The organism is Nocardia violaceofusca NBRC 14427 (assembly GCF_963869435.1).
GTDB lineage: Bacteria > Actinomycetota > Actinomycetes > Mycobacteriales > Mycobacteriaceae > Nocardia > Nocardia aobensis.
In genome coordinates, this window is sequence record NZ_CAWMPM010000022.1 from 121,980 (window position 1) to 137,525 (window position 15,546).

Sequence of the window (15,546 nt, forward strand, 5' to 3'; positions counted from 1 at the left end):
GAACCCATCGATGAATCTCCTTTGTGAGCGTGTTCAATCGCCTCTCAGCCGCCGGAATCACGCCTGAGAGTTATCGGTCACGGCCGGTACCGGTTAGTGACCGAGGCAACATATCAAGCGTCCACTTTTCAAGCAAGCGCCTCCTCTAAAACAGGGAGCCGCTTCGCTTCCGCTTTGTAGCTACTTCCTAGCAACTTCCGTACGGAATCGGTTACCTCGAACCGGACCGGAGTCCGCCACGCGCACCGCACCTCGCTCGGCGAGTTGCCTTGCTCGACAACACGTTTCACTTCCGATCGGAAGTTTCAGCTTTCGAGGAGCCGGGTAAAGGTTGGTGCACGCACGACACCGCTCGACGGTCTCGCCCGGTCCGCGAGACCCTTCGTTTTGCTAGGAAATTTTTTTCGGAACCCGCCGGAGTCCCGCCACACCCCGGGAATCGGGCTCACAACGCCGCTCGAGACCGGTGATCCCGGCCGCGCGGATGGTGTGCGATGATCTTGTCGAACGGCTCGGACGGTCGGCCGCTTCCTCGTCGCGGCGACCGAAGTTGTTCTCTCCATAGGCTTTTCCTGGTCAATAGACCGAGTGCTGGTGCTCGACCCTCACCGATGCCTGCCCGGCCGACCGCTGTCTGCAGCTGCGCCGTCGCTCTGGGTTTGCCACGCCGTTACGCCGTGTCGATTCGTCATGTCGCCGGCCGTCCCACGGCGCCGCATCGGCCGCACGTCGGATTTCGATCGAACGTCGAAAGGACTTTGGCACGTGACATATTCGGATTCGGTGCAGGCCGCGGACGCGATCCTCGAACTGACCGACGACTTCTACCAGGACCCGCACGCGGTCTACCGGGAGCTCCGGGCTCGCGGCCCGATCCACCGCATCCGGCTGGACGGGGTGCTGGGCTGGTTGGTGGTCGATCACGACGTCGCCAAACAGGCCTTCCTCGAGCCCGGCATCAGCAAGAGGATCGGGTCGCCGGAGGGGCAGGCCGTACTCGCGCAGAACGGCGCGGTCGACCAGTTCAACGGCGCGATCAACGACAACATGCTCTTCGCGGACCCGCCCCAGCACACCCGCCTGCGCAAGCTCGTGACCAAGGCCTTCACCGGCCGCGCCATCCGCGAACTGGGGCCCCGCATCACCACCATCGCGGACGAGCTGCTGGCGGAGATGGCCACTCGCGACCGGGTCGACCTGCTGGACGCCTATGCCTTTCCGCTGCCCGTCGCGGTGATCTGCGAACTGCTCGGGGTCCCGGACGACGACAAGGACGATTTCCGCGCGTGGACGGCGGTGGTCGTCAACGATTCCGCGCCGATCGAGGAGCGCACCAGCGCGGGCGTCAACTTCTTCGCCTATATGACGAAGCTGATCGCCGCACGCACCGACAGCCCCGGTGACGATCTGCTCTCGGAACTGATCATCGCCAAGGAGGACGGCGACCGCCTCGACCAGAGCGAACTGATCTCGATGCTGTTGCTGCTACTGGCGGCCGGGCACGAAACCACGGTCAACCTGATCGGCAACGCGGTCTACGAGATGCTGCGCGATCCGCGCATCGCCGAGCGGCTGCGAGCCGAACCGGAAACCGTTCCGGCGTATGTCGAGGAGATCCTGCGCAGCCAGGGCCCGGTGCACCTGGCCACCGCGCGCTACACCACCCGGCCGATCGTGCTGGGCGGCCGGGAGATAGGCGCGGGCGAATTCATCATGATCTCGCTGGCCGCGGCCAACCGCGATCCGGACCGTTTCACACGGCCGGACCTGGTCCACGTCGATCGTGAGGACAATCGGCACATCGCCTTCGGGCACGGCATCCACTTCTGCCTCGGCGCGGCGCTGGCCCGGATGGAGGCGACCATTGCCGTCAACCGGCTGCTGGACCGGATCCCGGAGCTCTGCCTGGCCCCGGAGGACGGGCCACCGATCTGGCGGCGGAGTCTGCTGATTCGCGGGCTCGCGACACTCCCGGTGAGCATGGTGCCGGCGAACGAACCGGAACTGGAGTTCTCCGGGGTGTGATCGACGACTGTCACCGGGCGGCCGGTCGGCCGCCCGGCCGGCGTCTCACCGCCGGCGCACCACGATCACCGGGCATTCGGACGACTGCAACAGGGCATGACCGGTCGAACCGAGCAGCATGCCGGTGAATCCGCCCCGGCCGTGGCTGCCGACCACCACCAGCTGCGAATGTTCGGATTCGGCGAGCAGCGCACGGGCCGGCCGATCGGCCCACACCACCGGCCGCACATCGACATCCGGATACTGTTCCCGCCATCCGGCCAGACTCTCCGAGAGCGCGGCGCGCTCGGATTCGCGTAGCGTGTCCCAGCCGGCCACCGCGATCTCGGGCAGGCTGATATCGCTCCACGTGTGCACGGCGATCAGCGGCACCTTCCGCCGCGAGGCTTCGTCGAAGGCGACGCCGATCGCGGGTTCACTGTTCTCGGTGCCGTCGACGCCGACCACCACCGGCTTCGCCGCGGTCACCATGTCGGTCGCGGAATTCCCGGGGATCACCGCGACCGGGCAGTGCGCCCGCTGCACCACCGCCGAACTCACCGAACCGAGCAGCGCCCGCCGAATGGCGCCGCGCCCGCGACTACCGACGACCAGGCGGTACGCCCGTTCCGAACGTGTGATCAGGGTCGGGATGATCGGGTCGAACACCAACTCGGCATTGATCTCCAGCGGCCCCTTCGCCAACCCGGCGACCCGGCGCGCCTCGGCGACGATGCGCTCACCGTCCTCGCGCACCCAATCCGCGCCGCCCGTCCACACCTCGGAGCCGAAACCGGTCGGCAGCGTGGCCGAGGTGACGATGTCCAGACGCCGCCCGTGCAGGACGGCGTCGACCGCGGCCCAGGCCACCGCCTGATATGAGATCTCCGAGCCGTCGACGCCGACCACGATGGGCCGGTCGGGTTCGTCCGCGAGGTACGCCTCGGCTGATTCGGTCACAGTCGGCTCCACTTCGTTTCGGCGAGCGGTCTCCGCGCCGAGATTACCGGGGAAGGCGGGATGCGGCATCGCTCGTTCCGGATGAGTCGCGGATTCCGGTCCGGTACGACCGACGGGCGTCCCGCCGTGGGAGACGTCGCGTATCGCCAGGTCAGCAATCTTTCAGCGCACAGCGTGGTGACGCTGTGGACGGACGGCGATCCGGCGGGTTGCGCGGAGGTATCGATATGCAGACAAGTTGAGCCACAATGATTCCAGCGCGATGGCCGCGCTCCACACGGCCCCGTTATGTTGGATTCATGTCTCGCGTGTCGTCACCGACCAAGATCGCCCGCAATCGCCGGGCACGACGTGGTCGGCTGGTCGTCGTCGCGGCATTGGTCTCGATCGCGGCCACGACGGCCACCGTGGCGGCGGACCCCACCGGCACGACGGCCGTCCCGGAAGGGCAGGCCTTCTACGACGCACCCGCCGAGGCGATCGCCGGACCACACGGCTCGGTGATCCGGGCCCGCAGTATCACCGGCGATCCGGGGCTGCCCGGGGCGCGGAATCTGCTCGTGTTGTACCGCTCGGTGGATCTGCAGGGGCGTCCGGTGGCGGTCTCGGGAACACTGGCGGTGCCCGACGGCACACCGCCGCCGGACGGCTGGCCGCTCATCTCGTGGGCACACGGCACCACCGGTGTGGCCGATATCTGCGCGCCCTCGCGCGATACCGGCCCCGACTATCCCGCCCACGACTACACCGCGCAGGTGCGCGAGGTGCAGCAGCACTGGCTCGCGGCCGGATACGCGGTAGCGCAGACCGATTACCAGGGCCTCGGCACGCCGGGCCCGCACGGATACCTGATCGGCACCACCGAGGCGCGAGCCGTCGCCGATATGGCGCTGGCCGCGCGGGAACTCGACGCCTCGATCGGCACGCGATGGGCGGCGATCGGCCATTCGCAGGGCGGCCAGGCGGCGATCTTCACCGATGCGCAGGCCCGCGCCTGGGCACCCGGACTGGATCTGCGCGCCGTGGTGGCACTCGCACCGGCATCACAGGTGGAATTCGGCATCGGAGCGCAGCGCGTGGCGAGTACGGCGGGAGCCGGCGAGGCGCTGGCCGGCACACTCGGCAACTCGAATGCGTTCCTGCCGTTGCTGATTCGCGGCGCGCAGACCGCCGAGAGTATCGATCCGGCCCGCTTCCTGACGCCGCGCGCATTGACCCTGCTGCCCGAGGCCGACACCGGATGCATCGGCGCCCTGCGCGCGCCGGACAGCTGGGGCGGCCTCCCCGCCGATGCCGCGTTCAGCCCACTGGGCGACGCCGCGCCTTTCCTCCGGGTACTGACCGACAACGATCCCAGCACGCTGCGCATCGACACACCGCTGCTGGTGTTGCAGGGCAGCGCCGACACGACGGTGCCCCCGCGGGCGACCGACGCGATGGTCGCCCGCCTGCGCCTGACCGATCAGCAGCTCACCTACCGCACCTACCCCGGCGCCGACCATCGTGGCGTCCTGCAGGCCTCGCTTCCCGACGCCCTCGTCTGGGTCGGCGCGCGCTTCACCTCCTGAACCGCGCCGACGCGAATTCGCCTCGGCTCCAGCGCATTCGGATGCCAGCCGAGCCGGCGGGCGTCGGCGGTCTACTCCCCGTACATCTCGCGCATGCTCTTGCCCATGAGGGCGACGGCCTTCTTGCGGGGCAGTATTCGCGACAGCAGCGTGCCGTTGAAACGGTTGGCCCGGCCGGGGATGACCGAGGGTTGTCTGCCGAGTGCGGTCAAGCCGGCGGCGACCACCGGAGCCACCGGCATCACCTTCGGGGAATTGCGGATCGTGCGCGGTGCGTCGGCGCGGTAGCCGGGGGTGTCGGTGGGGCCGGGCACGACCGCGACGACGTCGACGCCGTGCGGACGCCATTCGTCCCACAGTGATTCGGCCAGATTCAGTGTCAGCGCCTTGGTGCCCGCGTAGGAGGCGTACATGGGGGTGCCGAGAAGACCGGACATGGAGCTGAGCAGGATCACCCCGCCGCGGCCGCGTTCGATCATCGGCGGAACGAAGCGGTGCAGCACGGTCATCATCGTGGTCACGTTGATGTCGATCGTCTTCAGATGCCGTTCCAGCGGTGTGTCCAGCCACATGCCGCAGACCGAGAGCCCGGCGTTGTAGACGACCAGGCCCAGTTCGACGTCGCCGACCAGCAGCGCAACCGATTCCAGCACCTCGGGCGCGGTGACGTCTCCGGTCACCGTCTGGGTGCGGATGCCGTACCGGTCGGCCAGATCCGTTGCCAGCGTGTCGAGTTCGTCCTTCTCCAGCGCCACCATGACGAGGTTCAGGCCGCGCTCGGCGAGCTGACGGCAGAATTCGGCCCCCAGTCCCAGCGCGGCACCGACCACCAACGCCCACGGCCCGTACCGCTGCGGAAAGCTCATCTGCTGTCTCCTCGACTCCGATCAGAAACGTATGCGAGTCCGATCATCGCATCCGGGAGACGAGCACGCCTCCGGCGAGGGCCGGGCGGACCTTCGCGATCCGCCCTGCGCGACAACGGGATCAGGTGCGGGCGGGCAGACTTTCCCAGCCGCGCACCGTCGAGGTCGGCGACAGTCGCGCCTGCGACAGATCGACGTCCCACTCCGGGAACCGCTTCAGGATCTCCTCGACTGCGATGCGTCCCTCCAGCCGCGCCAGCGCCGAACCCAGGCAGAAGTGGGTGCCGACACTGAACGCCAGATGCGGTCGCGGCGCGCGCAGGATGTCGAAAACGTCTCCGTCCGGCGCGAAGTGGCGATGGTCGCGGTTCGCCGCGCCGATCAGGAACATCAGCACCGACCCCTCGGGCACCTTCTGTCCGTAGTACTCGACCTCGCGGGTGACGTAGCGGCACGTGTGCGGAGCGGGCGATTCGAAGCGCAGCAGTTCCTCGATCGCCTGTGGGATCAGAGCCGGATTCTCGACCAGCAGCCGGCGCTGGTCGGGATGGTCGGCGAGAACCTTTCCGGCCCAGCCGATCAGGCGCGTCGTGGTCTCGTTCCCGGCGCCGGATACGACATTCACGTACATGAGCAGTTCGTCGCGGGTGAGGCGGCGCTCGGTGCCCGTCTCGTCGACGAATTCGACGTTGAGCAGTTCGGTCATGATGTCGTCGGAGGGATGTTCGGCGCGCCAGTCGATATAGGGGCCGAAGATGTCACCGGACACCATGCCCTCGGACGCGGCCTTCATCGGCTTACCCTCCTCGGTACGCATCTGCTCGTTGGCGAAATCGCGGATGGCCTCCTGATCCTCTTCCGGGATGCCGAGCAGCAAGCCGATGGTCCGCATCGGCATCCGGGCGCCGATATCGGCGATGAAGTCCAGGCGCCCGGTACCGACCAGCGGATCGAGACTTTCGGCGCAGAAGTCCCGGACCTTCGATTCCAGCGCCTTGATCTTGCGCGGCGTGAACATCCGCGACAGCAGTTTGCGGTGGATCGTGTGCACCGGCGGGTCCTCGAAAAGCAGGACGCCGGAGGGTATCTCGATATTCGCCTTGATGAGCTCCAAGATGGCGCCGCGCCCGGAGATGAAGGTGTCCTTGTCGATCAGGCCGGCGTTGACGTCCTCGAATCGGCTCAGCGCGTAGAAGTCGTGCTGTGCGTTGTAGTAGAGCGGGAGCTCGTCGCGCAGACGCTGGAACATGGGATAGGGATCGGCGTTGAGTTCGACGTCGTACGGGTCGTAGTGGACGTCGCTGGCCGCGCTGATGGTCACTGGTTCACCCCTTGCGGAAATCTCCGGAATGCGGCTCGGCCGCGGACAGGCACAGGGGCAGGCGCCGCCGACCTCACGTCATGGCGCCTCCCACCACCGTGAGAGAAGGATATTCTCTGAGATTGACAATAACAATCCCCTAGGTCGCAGGCGAATCCGGCAATAACTACAACCTTCATCCGTCCATACAGGTAGAGTACAGTTCTCGTTGTGCGAAAATATTGTTCTCGCCGATCTGCCCGGCACCGCCCGACGAACGGAGCACGCAGTGACGTCCGGAAAACACCCCTCGCCGCCGGATCCCGGGGACATCACCGAGCGTGATCTGCTGCTGGCGGCCGCGGAAGCCGAGGCGGAGGCCGAAGCCGCGGAAGCGGTGGCCGAAGCCGCCCGCGCCCGAGCCCGCGCGGCAACCCTGCGCCGCCGCGCCGGGGCCGCCGCACAGACGGGCGAACCCTCGTACGCGGACGACACCCCGGACAGCGCCGACCCTGGTCCCGACACAGAAGACAACACTGGCGCTCCCGGTCCGGACGTCGCGTCGGCCCGGCAGGCCGCTCCGAGCGCCGAGCGAACGCTGGAAAGCCGTCGCCGCAAGCGACCGCGTCTGGGCGCCGTTCGGCATATCCGGCGGCGCACAGCCGGCGTGGCGGTCGCGGCGATCGTCGTGTGCGCCGGCATGGGCAGCAGTGGATACATGATGTGGCGGCATCACGAAGTGAGCGCGAAGCAGCATCGCGAGGCGGAGTTCGTGGCGGCAGCGCGGCAGGGCGTCACCACGCTGACCTCACTGGATTTCAATCATGCGGCCGATGACGTGAAGCGCGTGCTCGACGATTCCACGGGTAGTTTCCGCAACGATTTCCAGTCCCGCGCCGACGATTTCGCCAAGGTGATCCAGCAGTCCAAGGTCGCCACCCAGGGCAGGGTCAACGCCGCCGCGGTGCAGTCGATGACCGACGACTCCGCCGTGGTCCTGGTCGCGGCGACCTCGGAAGTCACCAATTCCGCAGGCGCGAAACAGGAACCGCGTGCCTGGCGGTTGAGCGTCACCGTGGAGCGCGTCGACGGCCGGCTCAAGATGTCGAAAGTGGAGTTCGTCCCATGAGCACACCATCCGAATCCGATACCGGCGCCAACACCGTCGACCATGAGCACAGCGGACCGGCAACCGGCGAAGCGGCCGCACCACTCTCCCGCCCACACGCGGCCCTGTCCTGGCTGCGCGGCCATCGTGCCGGTGTCGGACCAGGTGCGCTCGGCGCGCTCGCACTGGCATCCGTCGCGGCGGCGACAGGCGTGTATTTCACCCAGTATCGGCCCGATCAGCAGACCGACGAGGCGGCGCAACGCGCGGCCACGGCCGCCGCGACCGATGGTTCGGTCGCGATCCTCTCCTATGCCCCCGATACGCTGGACCACGATCTCACCACCGCGAAATCCTTCCTGACCGGCGACTTCCTCACCTACTACGGGCAGTTCACCCAGCAGGTGGTGGCGCCGGCCGCGAAGCAGAAAACGGTGAAAACATCTGCGGCGGTAGTCCGTTCGGCGGTCGAGCAGATCCATCCGGATTCGGCCGTGGTGCTGGTGTTCATCAACCAGACCACCACCACCTCCGACAAACCCGATCCGTCGATGACCTCGAGCAGCGTCAAGGTGTCGCTGTCGCACGTCGACGGGAAGTGGTTGATCTCCTCGTTCGATCCGGTCTGATCGGCAGCACACTCGATATCAGTGCGCCACCATATCCTTCCAACTCGCCGGCCGGGCGCCGGCCAGATCGCCCTGCCGATACATCCTTCCGTCCGGCGCCAGGTAGTTCCCGGTATGTGGGTCGTAGTGCGCGAATCCCACCGACGGTTCGGTCCCGGTGCGCGATGCCGCGGGAGCGTTCAGCCCGGGAATCCTGGGTAGCTCGAGCTGCGGCAGCTGCGGCAACGGGGCCGCCGGCGCGGGAGCGGGGGCGGGCGGATTCCACCGCGAATCCGGCGGAATGCCTTGCGATTCCAGATTCGGATCGCGCGGGTACGGTCCCACCACCGGCTGGTCCGGCGCCACCGGTTCGTACTCCTGGTCGCTGTTGCAGATCTCCGCTGTCGGCGCCCGCTTACCCGGTTTGCCGGCACACGGGAAGTTGCGCGCACCGCGTACCGCGACGGGCGAATCCTGTGGCAGCTTGCAGTACAGCCCGTCCGGGGTGTCGATCGTGGTGGTGTCCGAGGGCGGCCGCCATGCCGACGGCGGCAGGAAGCCGACCGTACAGGCCGGCGGATCCGAGACGCCGCTGATCCGGAAGTCTCCGGGCCCCAACCCCTGTGCGTTCTTGGTGGGTTGCACCGCCTGCACGATCGAGACCTCGGGCGGCAGCAACACCAGCACCTGTTCCAGCCCCGCGTGATAGGTGACGCCCAATTGCGCGACCGAGGTCAGATTCGACAACAGCACGGGCAGCGTGAGTTTCACCGAATCCAGCAGTTTCGTCGCCTCCCGCGCCGCGCCCGGTCCGGTGTTCAGCAGCGTCCGCACCTGCTCGTCGTCGGTCGCGATCTGTCCCGATACCCCGGCGAGGCTGCGCGCCCAGATCCGGATCGCATCGGCCGAGCGGTCCTGCGAATCCACCAGCGGCTCGGCCTTCGCCAGCAGGTCACGGGTGGTGTCGCCGGTCCGATTCGCATCGGCGGCCACGGTCGCGGCCGAGTTCAGCAGCGACTGCAGGTCGTAGCGCGCGCCGTTCACACCGGTGAACACCTCGTCGAGCATGTCGTGCAGCCGGTCTTTCGGAATACTGCCGACGAGGCTGTCGAGTTCGTCGAGCATCGGCCCCACCGGCTGCGGAACGGTGCTGTCGCGCACGTCGATGACGGATCCGTCGTGCAGATACGGCCCCGCGTCGGTGCGCGGTTGCAGGTCGACGTACTGCTCACCCACCGCCGACACACTGCGCACCTGCGCGCGCAGGTCGGCGGGAATCTTGTGCCCGCCGTCGATCGACAGGGTCGCCTTCACCGCGTCGTCGGTCAGATCGACGGAGGTGACCTTGCCGATCTGGACCCCGCGATAGGTGACGTTGCCGAATCGGTACAGCCCACCGGAGGTCGGAAGTTCCAGCGTCACCTTCATGGTGCCGATGCCGGCGAGGGTCGGCAGCCGCATGTACTGCACGGCCATCGACACCATGCCGATCACGGCCAGGATCGAGAAGATCACCAGCTGCGCTCGGACGAATCGGGTGAGAATCATCGGCCGCCTCCGTTCGGATCGGACGGGTTCACCGGAGCACCCAGCGGGTCGTTGGTCGGCTTGCCGTAGCCGGGGTCGCCGACCATGGCCTGCAGCACGGCATTCGGATCTCCCAGGGGAGTGCCGAGCAGCAGTTCGCGGCGCAACCGCGGCACCGTGAGGTCGATGGTGGCGAACAGATTGACGTAGTCGCCGCGGATACCGTGGTCGATGCCGTACTGCCCGTAGGGGAACACGGTGAGGAAGGAGACCGCACCGTCGATCTTCGACCCCACATCGGCCAATTCCCGCAGGGTCGGTTCGAGGTTGTGCAGATTCGTCAGCAGATCCGCCTGCACCTGCGAGATCACCCCGGTCGCGGTGTCGCTGAAGGTGCGCAGTTTGTCCAGGGCGGTGGTGATGGCGGGCCGCTCGGTGAGCAGCACCTCGAGCGCGGGCCCGACCTGACGCAACGTGTCGCTGACCGTATCGCGCTGCTGGGCAAAGGTTTCCGCCATCCGATTCAACCCGGTCACGGTGGCGAGGAGGTTTTCGCGCTGCTGATCCAGCACGGTCATGAACGCGTCCAGGCGCGGAATCAGGTCGTGGATGGCGCCCTCGCGACCGGAGAACGCGGCATCGAGATTGTGGATGATGTCGTTGATCTGGCCCATCCCGCCGCCGTTGAGCACCACCGACAGCGACGCGAGAGTCTGTTCGGTCGACGGATAGGTCGAGGTCCGGTTCAGCGGCACGGTCGCCCCGGGCCGCAGGCGCCCGCTCGGCGCCTGTCCGGCCGGCGGATTCAACGCCAGATGGGTCGAGCCGAGCAGGCTGGTCTGCCCGATGGTCGCCGCCACATTCGCGGGCACGACCACATCCGGTTTGACCGAGACGTCCACGACGGCGTGCCAGCCGTGCACGGTGATCGACCCGACGCTGCCCACCACCACGTCGTCGATCATGACCGGCGAATTCGACACCAGCGTGCCGACATTCGCCATTTCGACGTGGTAGATCGCGGCGTCCGCACCGCGACCGGGGGCACCGGGCAACGGCAGCGAATCCACTCCGCGCCAGCCACATCCGGTGACGGTGACCAGTGCGCACGCGCACAGAACCAACAGCCGCGCGATCATGACGGTGGCCTCCCCCAGGGCTGGAGCAGTTCGGTGACCGACGTCGGCGCCGACGGGCCGGGTTGCTGTCCGACGATCTTCGGCACCAGATCGGGTTCGCTGTAGATCACGTTGTTCGGATCCGGCGCCGGTCCGGTCGCCGGGCTCACCGGGAACGGCAGATAGTTGAAGCTGAGCAGGGGCAGGATCGGACCCAGATACTGGCGGCACTTCTCCCCCGACTCCGCGGCCGTGGCGTTCTCGATACTCGCCACACCGGCGCAGATGAACTGCATCGGGTTGGAGAAGTTGTTGAGCTCGAAAACCCCTGCCTCCGTGCCGGTGTCGGGATTGTAGATGTGATAGAAGTTGGCGATGCTGTTCGGCGCGATATGCAGCAGATTCTCCAGATCCGCGCGATGATCAACCAGATTCTGGGTCACGTTCGCCAACCGCTGCACCTGTTCGCCGGCCTTCGCGCGGTTCTCGGAGACGAAGCGCTGGACCTCGCCCACCGCGACCGACAGTTCGCGCAGCGCGGCGTCCAGATCGGATGTGCTGTCGTCGACCACACTGGACAGCGTCGCGAGCCGATTCTCGAACCGGACGATCTCGGTACCGCTGCCCTTCAACGCGTCCACGAAGGTCTGCAGATTCTGCAGGATGTCGACGATATTGCCGCTGCCGTCGGCCAGGATGCGCCCCACCGCGGACAGCTGGGCCAGCATCTGCCGCAACTTCTCCCCGTTGCCGTCGCTCAGTGCGGCGGCGGTGCTGTCGACGAATCGGCCCATCGAACTGCCTGCGGCGCCGCCATCGGGACCCAAACCCGTTGCCAGCTTGGTCAATTGGGCCTTGATCTCGTCCCATTCCACCGGTACCGCGGTACGTTCGACCGGGATCACCGCACCGTCGGCGAGCGTCGGGCCGCTGGTCCGATACGCGGGCGTCAATTGGACGTAGCGGGCCGCGACCAGGCTCTGCGCCACGATCACCGCCCGCGCGTCGGCGGGCACGCGGATATCACGGTCCACGGCGAGCACCATTTCGGTGGTCGTCCCTCGCGGGGTGATCGACCGGATATGCCCCACCTTCACCCCCGCGACACGCACGTCGTCGCCGGGGTAGATGGCGGTCGCGGTGGTGAATATCGCCGTGAAGTGCGTGGGCCCGAACAATTCTCGATAACCGATCGCGCCCCCGGTCACGACGACCGCGACGATCACCACGGTACCGACGATCCGGACGATCCATCTCGTACTCATCGCGGCGGCTCCGGATGCGGTAGCGGGAACTGGGCCGGCGGGTTCACGCCGAACGCCCGGTCGATGAAGGGCTGAATATCCTGGCCGTCGATGAGATTCGCGACGTAGGCGTTGTAGAAGCGGCCGCCGGAGACGGCTTCCCCCTGTGTCAGGGCGACTTTCGCGTATCCGGGGATGGCCTTGCCGATATTGTCGCGATTCTTCTCGAGCATCGCGGCGATGGAGTTGAGCCGGTCCAGTGTCGGCCCGAGCGCGGCTTCGTTGTCGGCGACCAGACCCGACAGTTGCTTCGCCACCGCGGAGGTGTTGGCGAGCAGGTCTACGATTTCCTGCCGGCGCTGCGCGAGCACATCGACCAGCGCATCAGCGTTGAGTATCAACGAATTCACCTGCTGACTGCGCTGGGCGAGCACCGAGGTGACCGTGCCCGCGCCTGCCAGCAGCTGCCGCAGCGATTCGTTGCGGCTGTTGATCGTCTTCGACAACTGCGTGAGCCCGTCGAATGCGGGACCCACCTGCGGTGCGATGTGGTTCAACGTCGAGGACAGCATATCGAGGGAACGGTTGAGCGAATCGATGTCGATCGCCGAGGTCTTGGTGCTCAGATCACCGACGGCATCGGTCAGCGAGTACGGCGAGGACGTACGCGAGGACGGAATGGTGTCGAGCGAGCGCATCCGGCCGGCTCCCGCGGAGATCACCGTGAGATCGCGCTTGCCCAGCAGCGAACTGGTCTTGATATGCGCGGAACTGTCGGTGCCGAGCCGGATGGTCGAGTTCACCGAGAACACCACCAGCGCATCCCCGTTGTGCAGCACCACCTTCTGCACCGTGCCGACCCGCACGCCCGAGACGATCACGTCGTCGCCCACCGCGAGTCCGGCCGCCTCGCCGAACAGCGCCTGGTAGCGCACGGTGGTGCCCCATGCCATGAACTTCTGCGATTGCAGGCCGATCAGGATGACGCACACCATCATCACGATCCCGACCAGTCCGGGACGTAACAGATGGCCGCCGCGGTAATGCAGCATTACGGTGCACACCTCCCCGTCTCGGTTTTGATCCAGGGCAGCTGGACCACCTGCCCGGACTGATCGCTGACCCGAATGGTCAACGCGCACACGAAGTATTGGATGAAGTTGCCGTAGGAACCGGTCCGCACCATCTTCCGGAAGTTCTCCGGCGCCCGCTGCAATGCGTAGTCGACCTTGTCCTTACCGTCGTCCACGGCCGGTGCCAGCCGCGCGAGCTGGTCGACGGTGTCGGCCAAGGGGGCCCGACTCTGCGTGAGAAGGTCCGCGACCGAGGCGGTTCCGCGGTCGAGCGCGTCGATCGCGGAGCCGATCGGATCGCGGTCCTGAGACAGCTGGGTCACCAGTTGCTCCAGGCGGTCGATGGCGTCGGAGAACTGGGTGCCGTTGCTCGCGAGGGTTTCCATCACCTGGTTCAGGTTGTCGATCAACTTGCCCACCACATCGCTGGTGTCGGCGAGCCTGGAGGTGAAGGAGGCGGTCTTGGTCAGCAGCGAATCGACCGTGCCCTCCTGGCCCTGCACGATCTGCACCAGCGACCAGGTGAGCGAGTTGACCTCCTGGGCGTCCAGGCCCTGCAGCACCGGTTTCAGGCCGCCGAGCAGGAGGTCGAGATCCAGTGCGGGCGTGGTTCGTTCGAGCGGAATGCGCGCGCCGGGCCGCAGGGTCGCGGTCGATCCCGGACCGTCGGTCAGTTCGAGATAGCGGTCGCCGACCAGATTCAGATAGCGGATGGCGGCCTTGGTGCCTCCGGTGAGCACGATGTCGCGGTCGGCGTCGAAGGTCACCACCACCCGCTGATCCGAGCGCAGCGTCACCCCCCGCACCCGTCCCACCTCGACTCCGGCCACCCGCACACTGTCTCCGGAGCGCAGTCCCGACGAGTCGGTGAATTCCGCCGAGTAGCCGTTGGTCGAGCCGGTGCGGTACTGGCCGAAGACCAGGACCAGGAATCCGGAGAGAACCACCATCACCAGCGCGAAGGCGCCGAATTTCAGCAGTGGTGTATCCCGTTGTCTCATCGCGGACCTCCGGCGGTGGGATCGACGGCCCCGAACAGCACGCTCTGCAGCAGATCCGGATTCACGCGCAGGGTGCGGTTGGTATTCGGGAAGGGCACGGCGCCGTCGTCGACCACCACGAACTGGGGCTTGCCGTTGTAGGGCACCGGCAGCACCGAACACTGCGGACCACCGGATGCGGCGACCTTCGGCAGATCACGTGGATACCGATACGGTTCCGCGCCCCACAGGAAGTTGACCGTGAGGCCCATCCCCGGAACCTGCACCGGTTTCACATTGTCCATATAGTCCAGGCCCTCGATCGAACACTTCAGCGCCGGTGCGTATTCGGCGGCCAGATCGGTGGTGGGCACCAGCAGGTGCAGCATCGAGGCCAGTGGCGCGCCGTTGTCGCCGAGCACCTGATTGCCGACATCGGCCAGGCCGATCGCGTTGACCAGCAGTGCGTCGAGATTCGCTTGTTCATCCACCACGGTCCGGCTGATCGTGGCGGCATTGCGCGCGGTGGAGAGCAGATCCGGCGCGGCGTCGCCGTAGGAGGCGGCCACATTCGGTCCGGCGGAGATCTCGCGGCTCAGGGCGGGCAGCGCCGGTTGGATCTTCGCCAGGAACGAGTCGAGATCGGTGAGCATCTGCCCGACCTGTTCGCCGCGACCGTTGGTCGCACCCGCGATCGCCCCCAGCGTCTCGTTCAGCTTCTCTGGTTCGATCTGGCCCAGCACCGCGGTCAATCGCTCGAAGATGGTGTTGATCTCGACCGTCACGTGCCCGGAGTCGAAGATCTGGCCGGCGTGGATCGAGGACGCGGATTTCTGTGCGGGCGGCACGAATTCGACGAATTTGGCGCCGAACACCGTGGTGGAGGCGATGTCCACGGTCACATTCGACGGGATCCGTCGCACCTGTTCGGCGTCGATCGCCAGCTGGATCGCGGCGAGTCCGTCGGGCCGCTCGTCCACCGTGGCCACCTTGCCGACGGTCACCCCACGCATCTTCACCTTGGCGTCGGGATACATGACCAGACCCGCGCGCGGTGACAGGACGGTGACCCGCACGGTATCGGCGAATCCGCCGCGGAACATGACCACCGCCAGTGCGACCACCCCGGCGATCGCGGCGATCGACAACAGACCCACTATCGGTCGTAAAATGTTGCGCAGCAAAGCTTC

General features: G+C 66.9%; 13 protein-coding genes. 4 read left to right on the plus strand and 9 right to left on the minus strand.

The features are described from left to right. Window positions 1-765: 765 nt before the first annotated feature. Complete coding sequence (locus AC5592_RS17935) at window positions 766-2,025, plus strand: cytochrome P450 family protein (protein WP_063064895.1); 1,260 nt, start codon at window positions 766-768, stop codon at window positions 2,023-2,025. A gap of 45 nt (window positions 2,026-2,070) precedes the next feature. On the opposite strand, the gene AC5592_RS17940 is transcribed toward AC5592_RS17935, so the two are convergent. Further along, window positions 2,071-2,964, minus strand: coding sequence for a universal stress protein (locus AC5592_RS17940; RefSeq protein ID WP_036507841.1), 894 nt, complete (start codon window positions 2,962-2,964; stop codon window positions 2,071-2,073). 299 nt (window positions 2,965-3,263) lie between these two features. Between AC5592_RS17940 and AC5592_RS17945 the strand changes: the two genes are divergently transcribed. Further along, complete coding sequence (locus AC5592_RS17945) at window positions 3,264-4,532, plus strand: alpha/beta hydrolase family protein (RefSeq protein WP_063920339.1); 1,269 nt, start codon at window positions 3,264-3,266, stop codon at window positions 4,530-4,532. 71 nt (window positions 4,533-4,603) lie between these two features. On the opposite strand, the gene AC5592_RS17950 is transcribed toward AC5592_RS17945, so the two are convergent. Both AC5592_RS17950 and AC5592_RS17955 read right to left on the minus strand, forming a co-directional pair. Continuing rightward, the gene (locus AC5592_RS17950; RefSeq protein ID WP_063064897.1) at window positions 4,604-5,398 is read right to left on the minus strand and encodes an SDR family NAD(P)-dependent oxidoreductase; all 795 of its coding nucleotides are present in this window, start codon (window positions 5,396-5,398) and stop codon (window positions 4,604-4,606) included. A gap of 121 nt (window positions 5,399-5,519) precedes the next feature. Beyond that, a complete protein-coding gene (locus tag AC5592_RS17955) occupies window positions 5,520-6,719 on the minus strand; it encodes a cytochrome P450 (protein ID WP_063064898.1) in 1,200 nt (399 codons plus the stop codon). Window positions 6,720-6,987: 268 nt separating this feature from the next. On the opposite strand from AC5592_RS17955, the gene AC5592_RS17960 reads away from it, so the two are divergent. Both AC5592_RS17960 and AC5592_RS17965 read left to right on the plus strand, forming a co-directional pair. Beyond that, window positions 6,988-7,827 (plus strand): Rv1363c family protein, encoded by an 840-nt coding sequence (locus AC5592_RS17960; protein WP_232329412.1) that lies wholly within the window; start codon window positions 6,988-6,990, stop codon window positions 7,825-7,827. Next, a complete protein-coding gene (locus tag AC5592_RS17965) occupies window positions 7,824-8,435 on the plus strand; it encodes a hypothetical protein (RefSeq protein WP_063064899.1) in 612 nt (203 codons plus the stop codon). The genes AC5592_RS17960 and AC5592_RS17965 overlap by 4 nt, the downstream gene beginning before the upstream one ends. An 18-nt stretch (window positions 8,436-8,453) precedes the next feature. Here the strand turns inward: AC5592_RS17965 and AC5592_RS17970 are convergent, their stop codons facing one another. The 6 genes from AC5592_RS17970 to AC5592_RS17995 are packed head-to-tail and all read right to left on the minus strand — an operon-like array spanning window position 8,454 to window position 15,507. Next, entirely contained in the window at window positions 8,454-9,962 is a 1,509-nt protein-coding gene (locus AC5592_RS17970) for an MCE family protein (protein ID WP_232329413.1), read from the minus strand. Beyond that, a complete protein-coding gene (locus AC5592_RS17975) occupies window positions 9,959-11,080 on the minus strand; it encodes an MCE family protein (RefSeq protein ID WP_063064900.1) in 1,122 nt (373 codons plus the stop codon). Before AC5592_RS17975 ends, AC5592_RS17970 begins: the two co-directional genes overlap by 4 nt. Beyond that, complete coding sequence (locus AC5592_RS17980) at window positions 11,077-12,324, minus strand: MCE family protein (RefSeq protein WP_084506833.1); 1,248 nt, start codon at window positions 12,322-12,324, stop codon at window positions 11,077-11,079. The genes AC5592_RS17975 and AC5592_RS17980 overlap by 4 nt, the downstream gene beginning before the upstream one ends. Next, a complete protein-coding gene (locus tag AC5592_RS17985) occupies window positions 12,321-13,355 on the minus strand; it encodes an MCE family protein (protein WP_063064901.1) in 1,035 nt (344 codons plus the stop codon). The genes AC5592_RS17980 and AC5592_RS17985 overlap by 4 nt, the downstream gene beginning before the upstream one ends. Continuing rightward, entirely contained in the window at window positions 13,355-14,377 is a 1,023-nt protein-coding gene (locus AC5592_RS17990; protein ID WP_063064902.1) for an MCE family protein, read from the minus strand. Before AC5592_RS17990 ends, AC5592_RS17985 begins: the two co-directional genes overlap by 1 nt. Beyond that, complete coding sequence (locus tag AC5592_RS17995) at window positions 14,374-15,507, minus strand: MCE family protein (RefSeq protein WP_063064962.1); 1,134 nt, start codon at window positions 15,505-15,507, stop codon at window positions 14,374-14,376. The genes AC5592_RS17990 and AC5592_RS17995 overlap by 4 nt, the downstream gene beginning before the upstream one ends. Window positions 15,508-15,546 lie beyond the last annotated feature (39 nt).

Coding starts and splice junctions, on each gene's coding strand:
- AC5592_RS17950 (WP_063064897.1), bottom strand. CDS start 5,398: ATGAGCTTTCCGCAGCGGTACGGGCCGTGGGCGTTGGTGGTCGGTGCC.
- AC5592_RS17985 (WP_063064901.1), bottom strand. CDS start 13,355: ATGCTGCATTACCGCGGCGGCCATCTGTTACGTCCCGGACTGGTCGGG.
- AC5592_RS17980 (WP_084506833.1), bottom strand. CDS start 12,324: ATGAGTACGAGATGGATCGTCCGGATCGTCGGTACCGTGGTGATCGTC.
- AC5592_RS17970 (WP_232329413.1), bottom strand. CDS start 9,962: ATGATTCTCACCCGATTCGTCCGAGCGCAGCTGGTGATCTTCTCGATC.
- AC5592_RS17965 (WP_063064899.1), top strand. CDS start 7,824: ATGAGCACACCATCCGAATCCGATACCGGCGCCAACACCGTCGACCAT.
- AC5592_RS17990 (WP_063064902.1), bottom strand. CDS start 14,377: ATGAGACAACGGGATACACCACTGCTGAAATTCGGCGCCTTCGCGCTG.
- AC5592_RS17975 (WP_063064900.1), bottom strand. CDS start 11,080: ATGATCGCGCGGCTGTTGGTTCTGTGCGCGTGCGCACTGGTCACCGTC.
- AC5592_RS17945 (WP_063920339.1), top strand. CDS start 3,264: ATGTCTCGCGTGTCGTCACCGACCAAGATCGCCCGCAATCGCCGGGCA.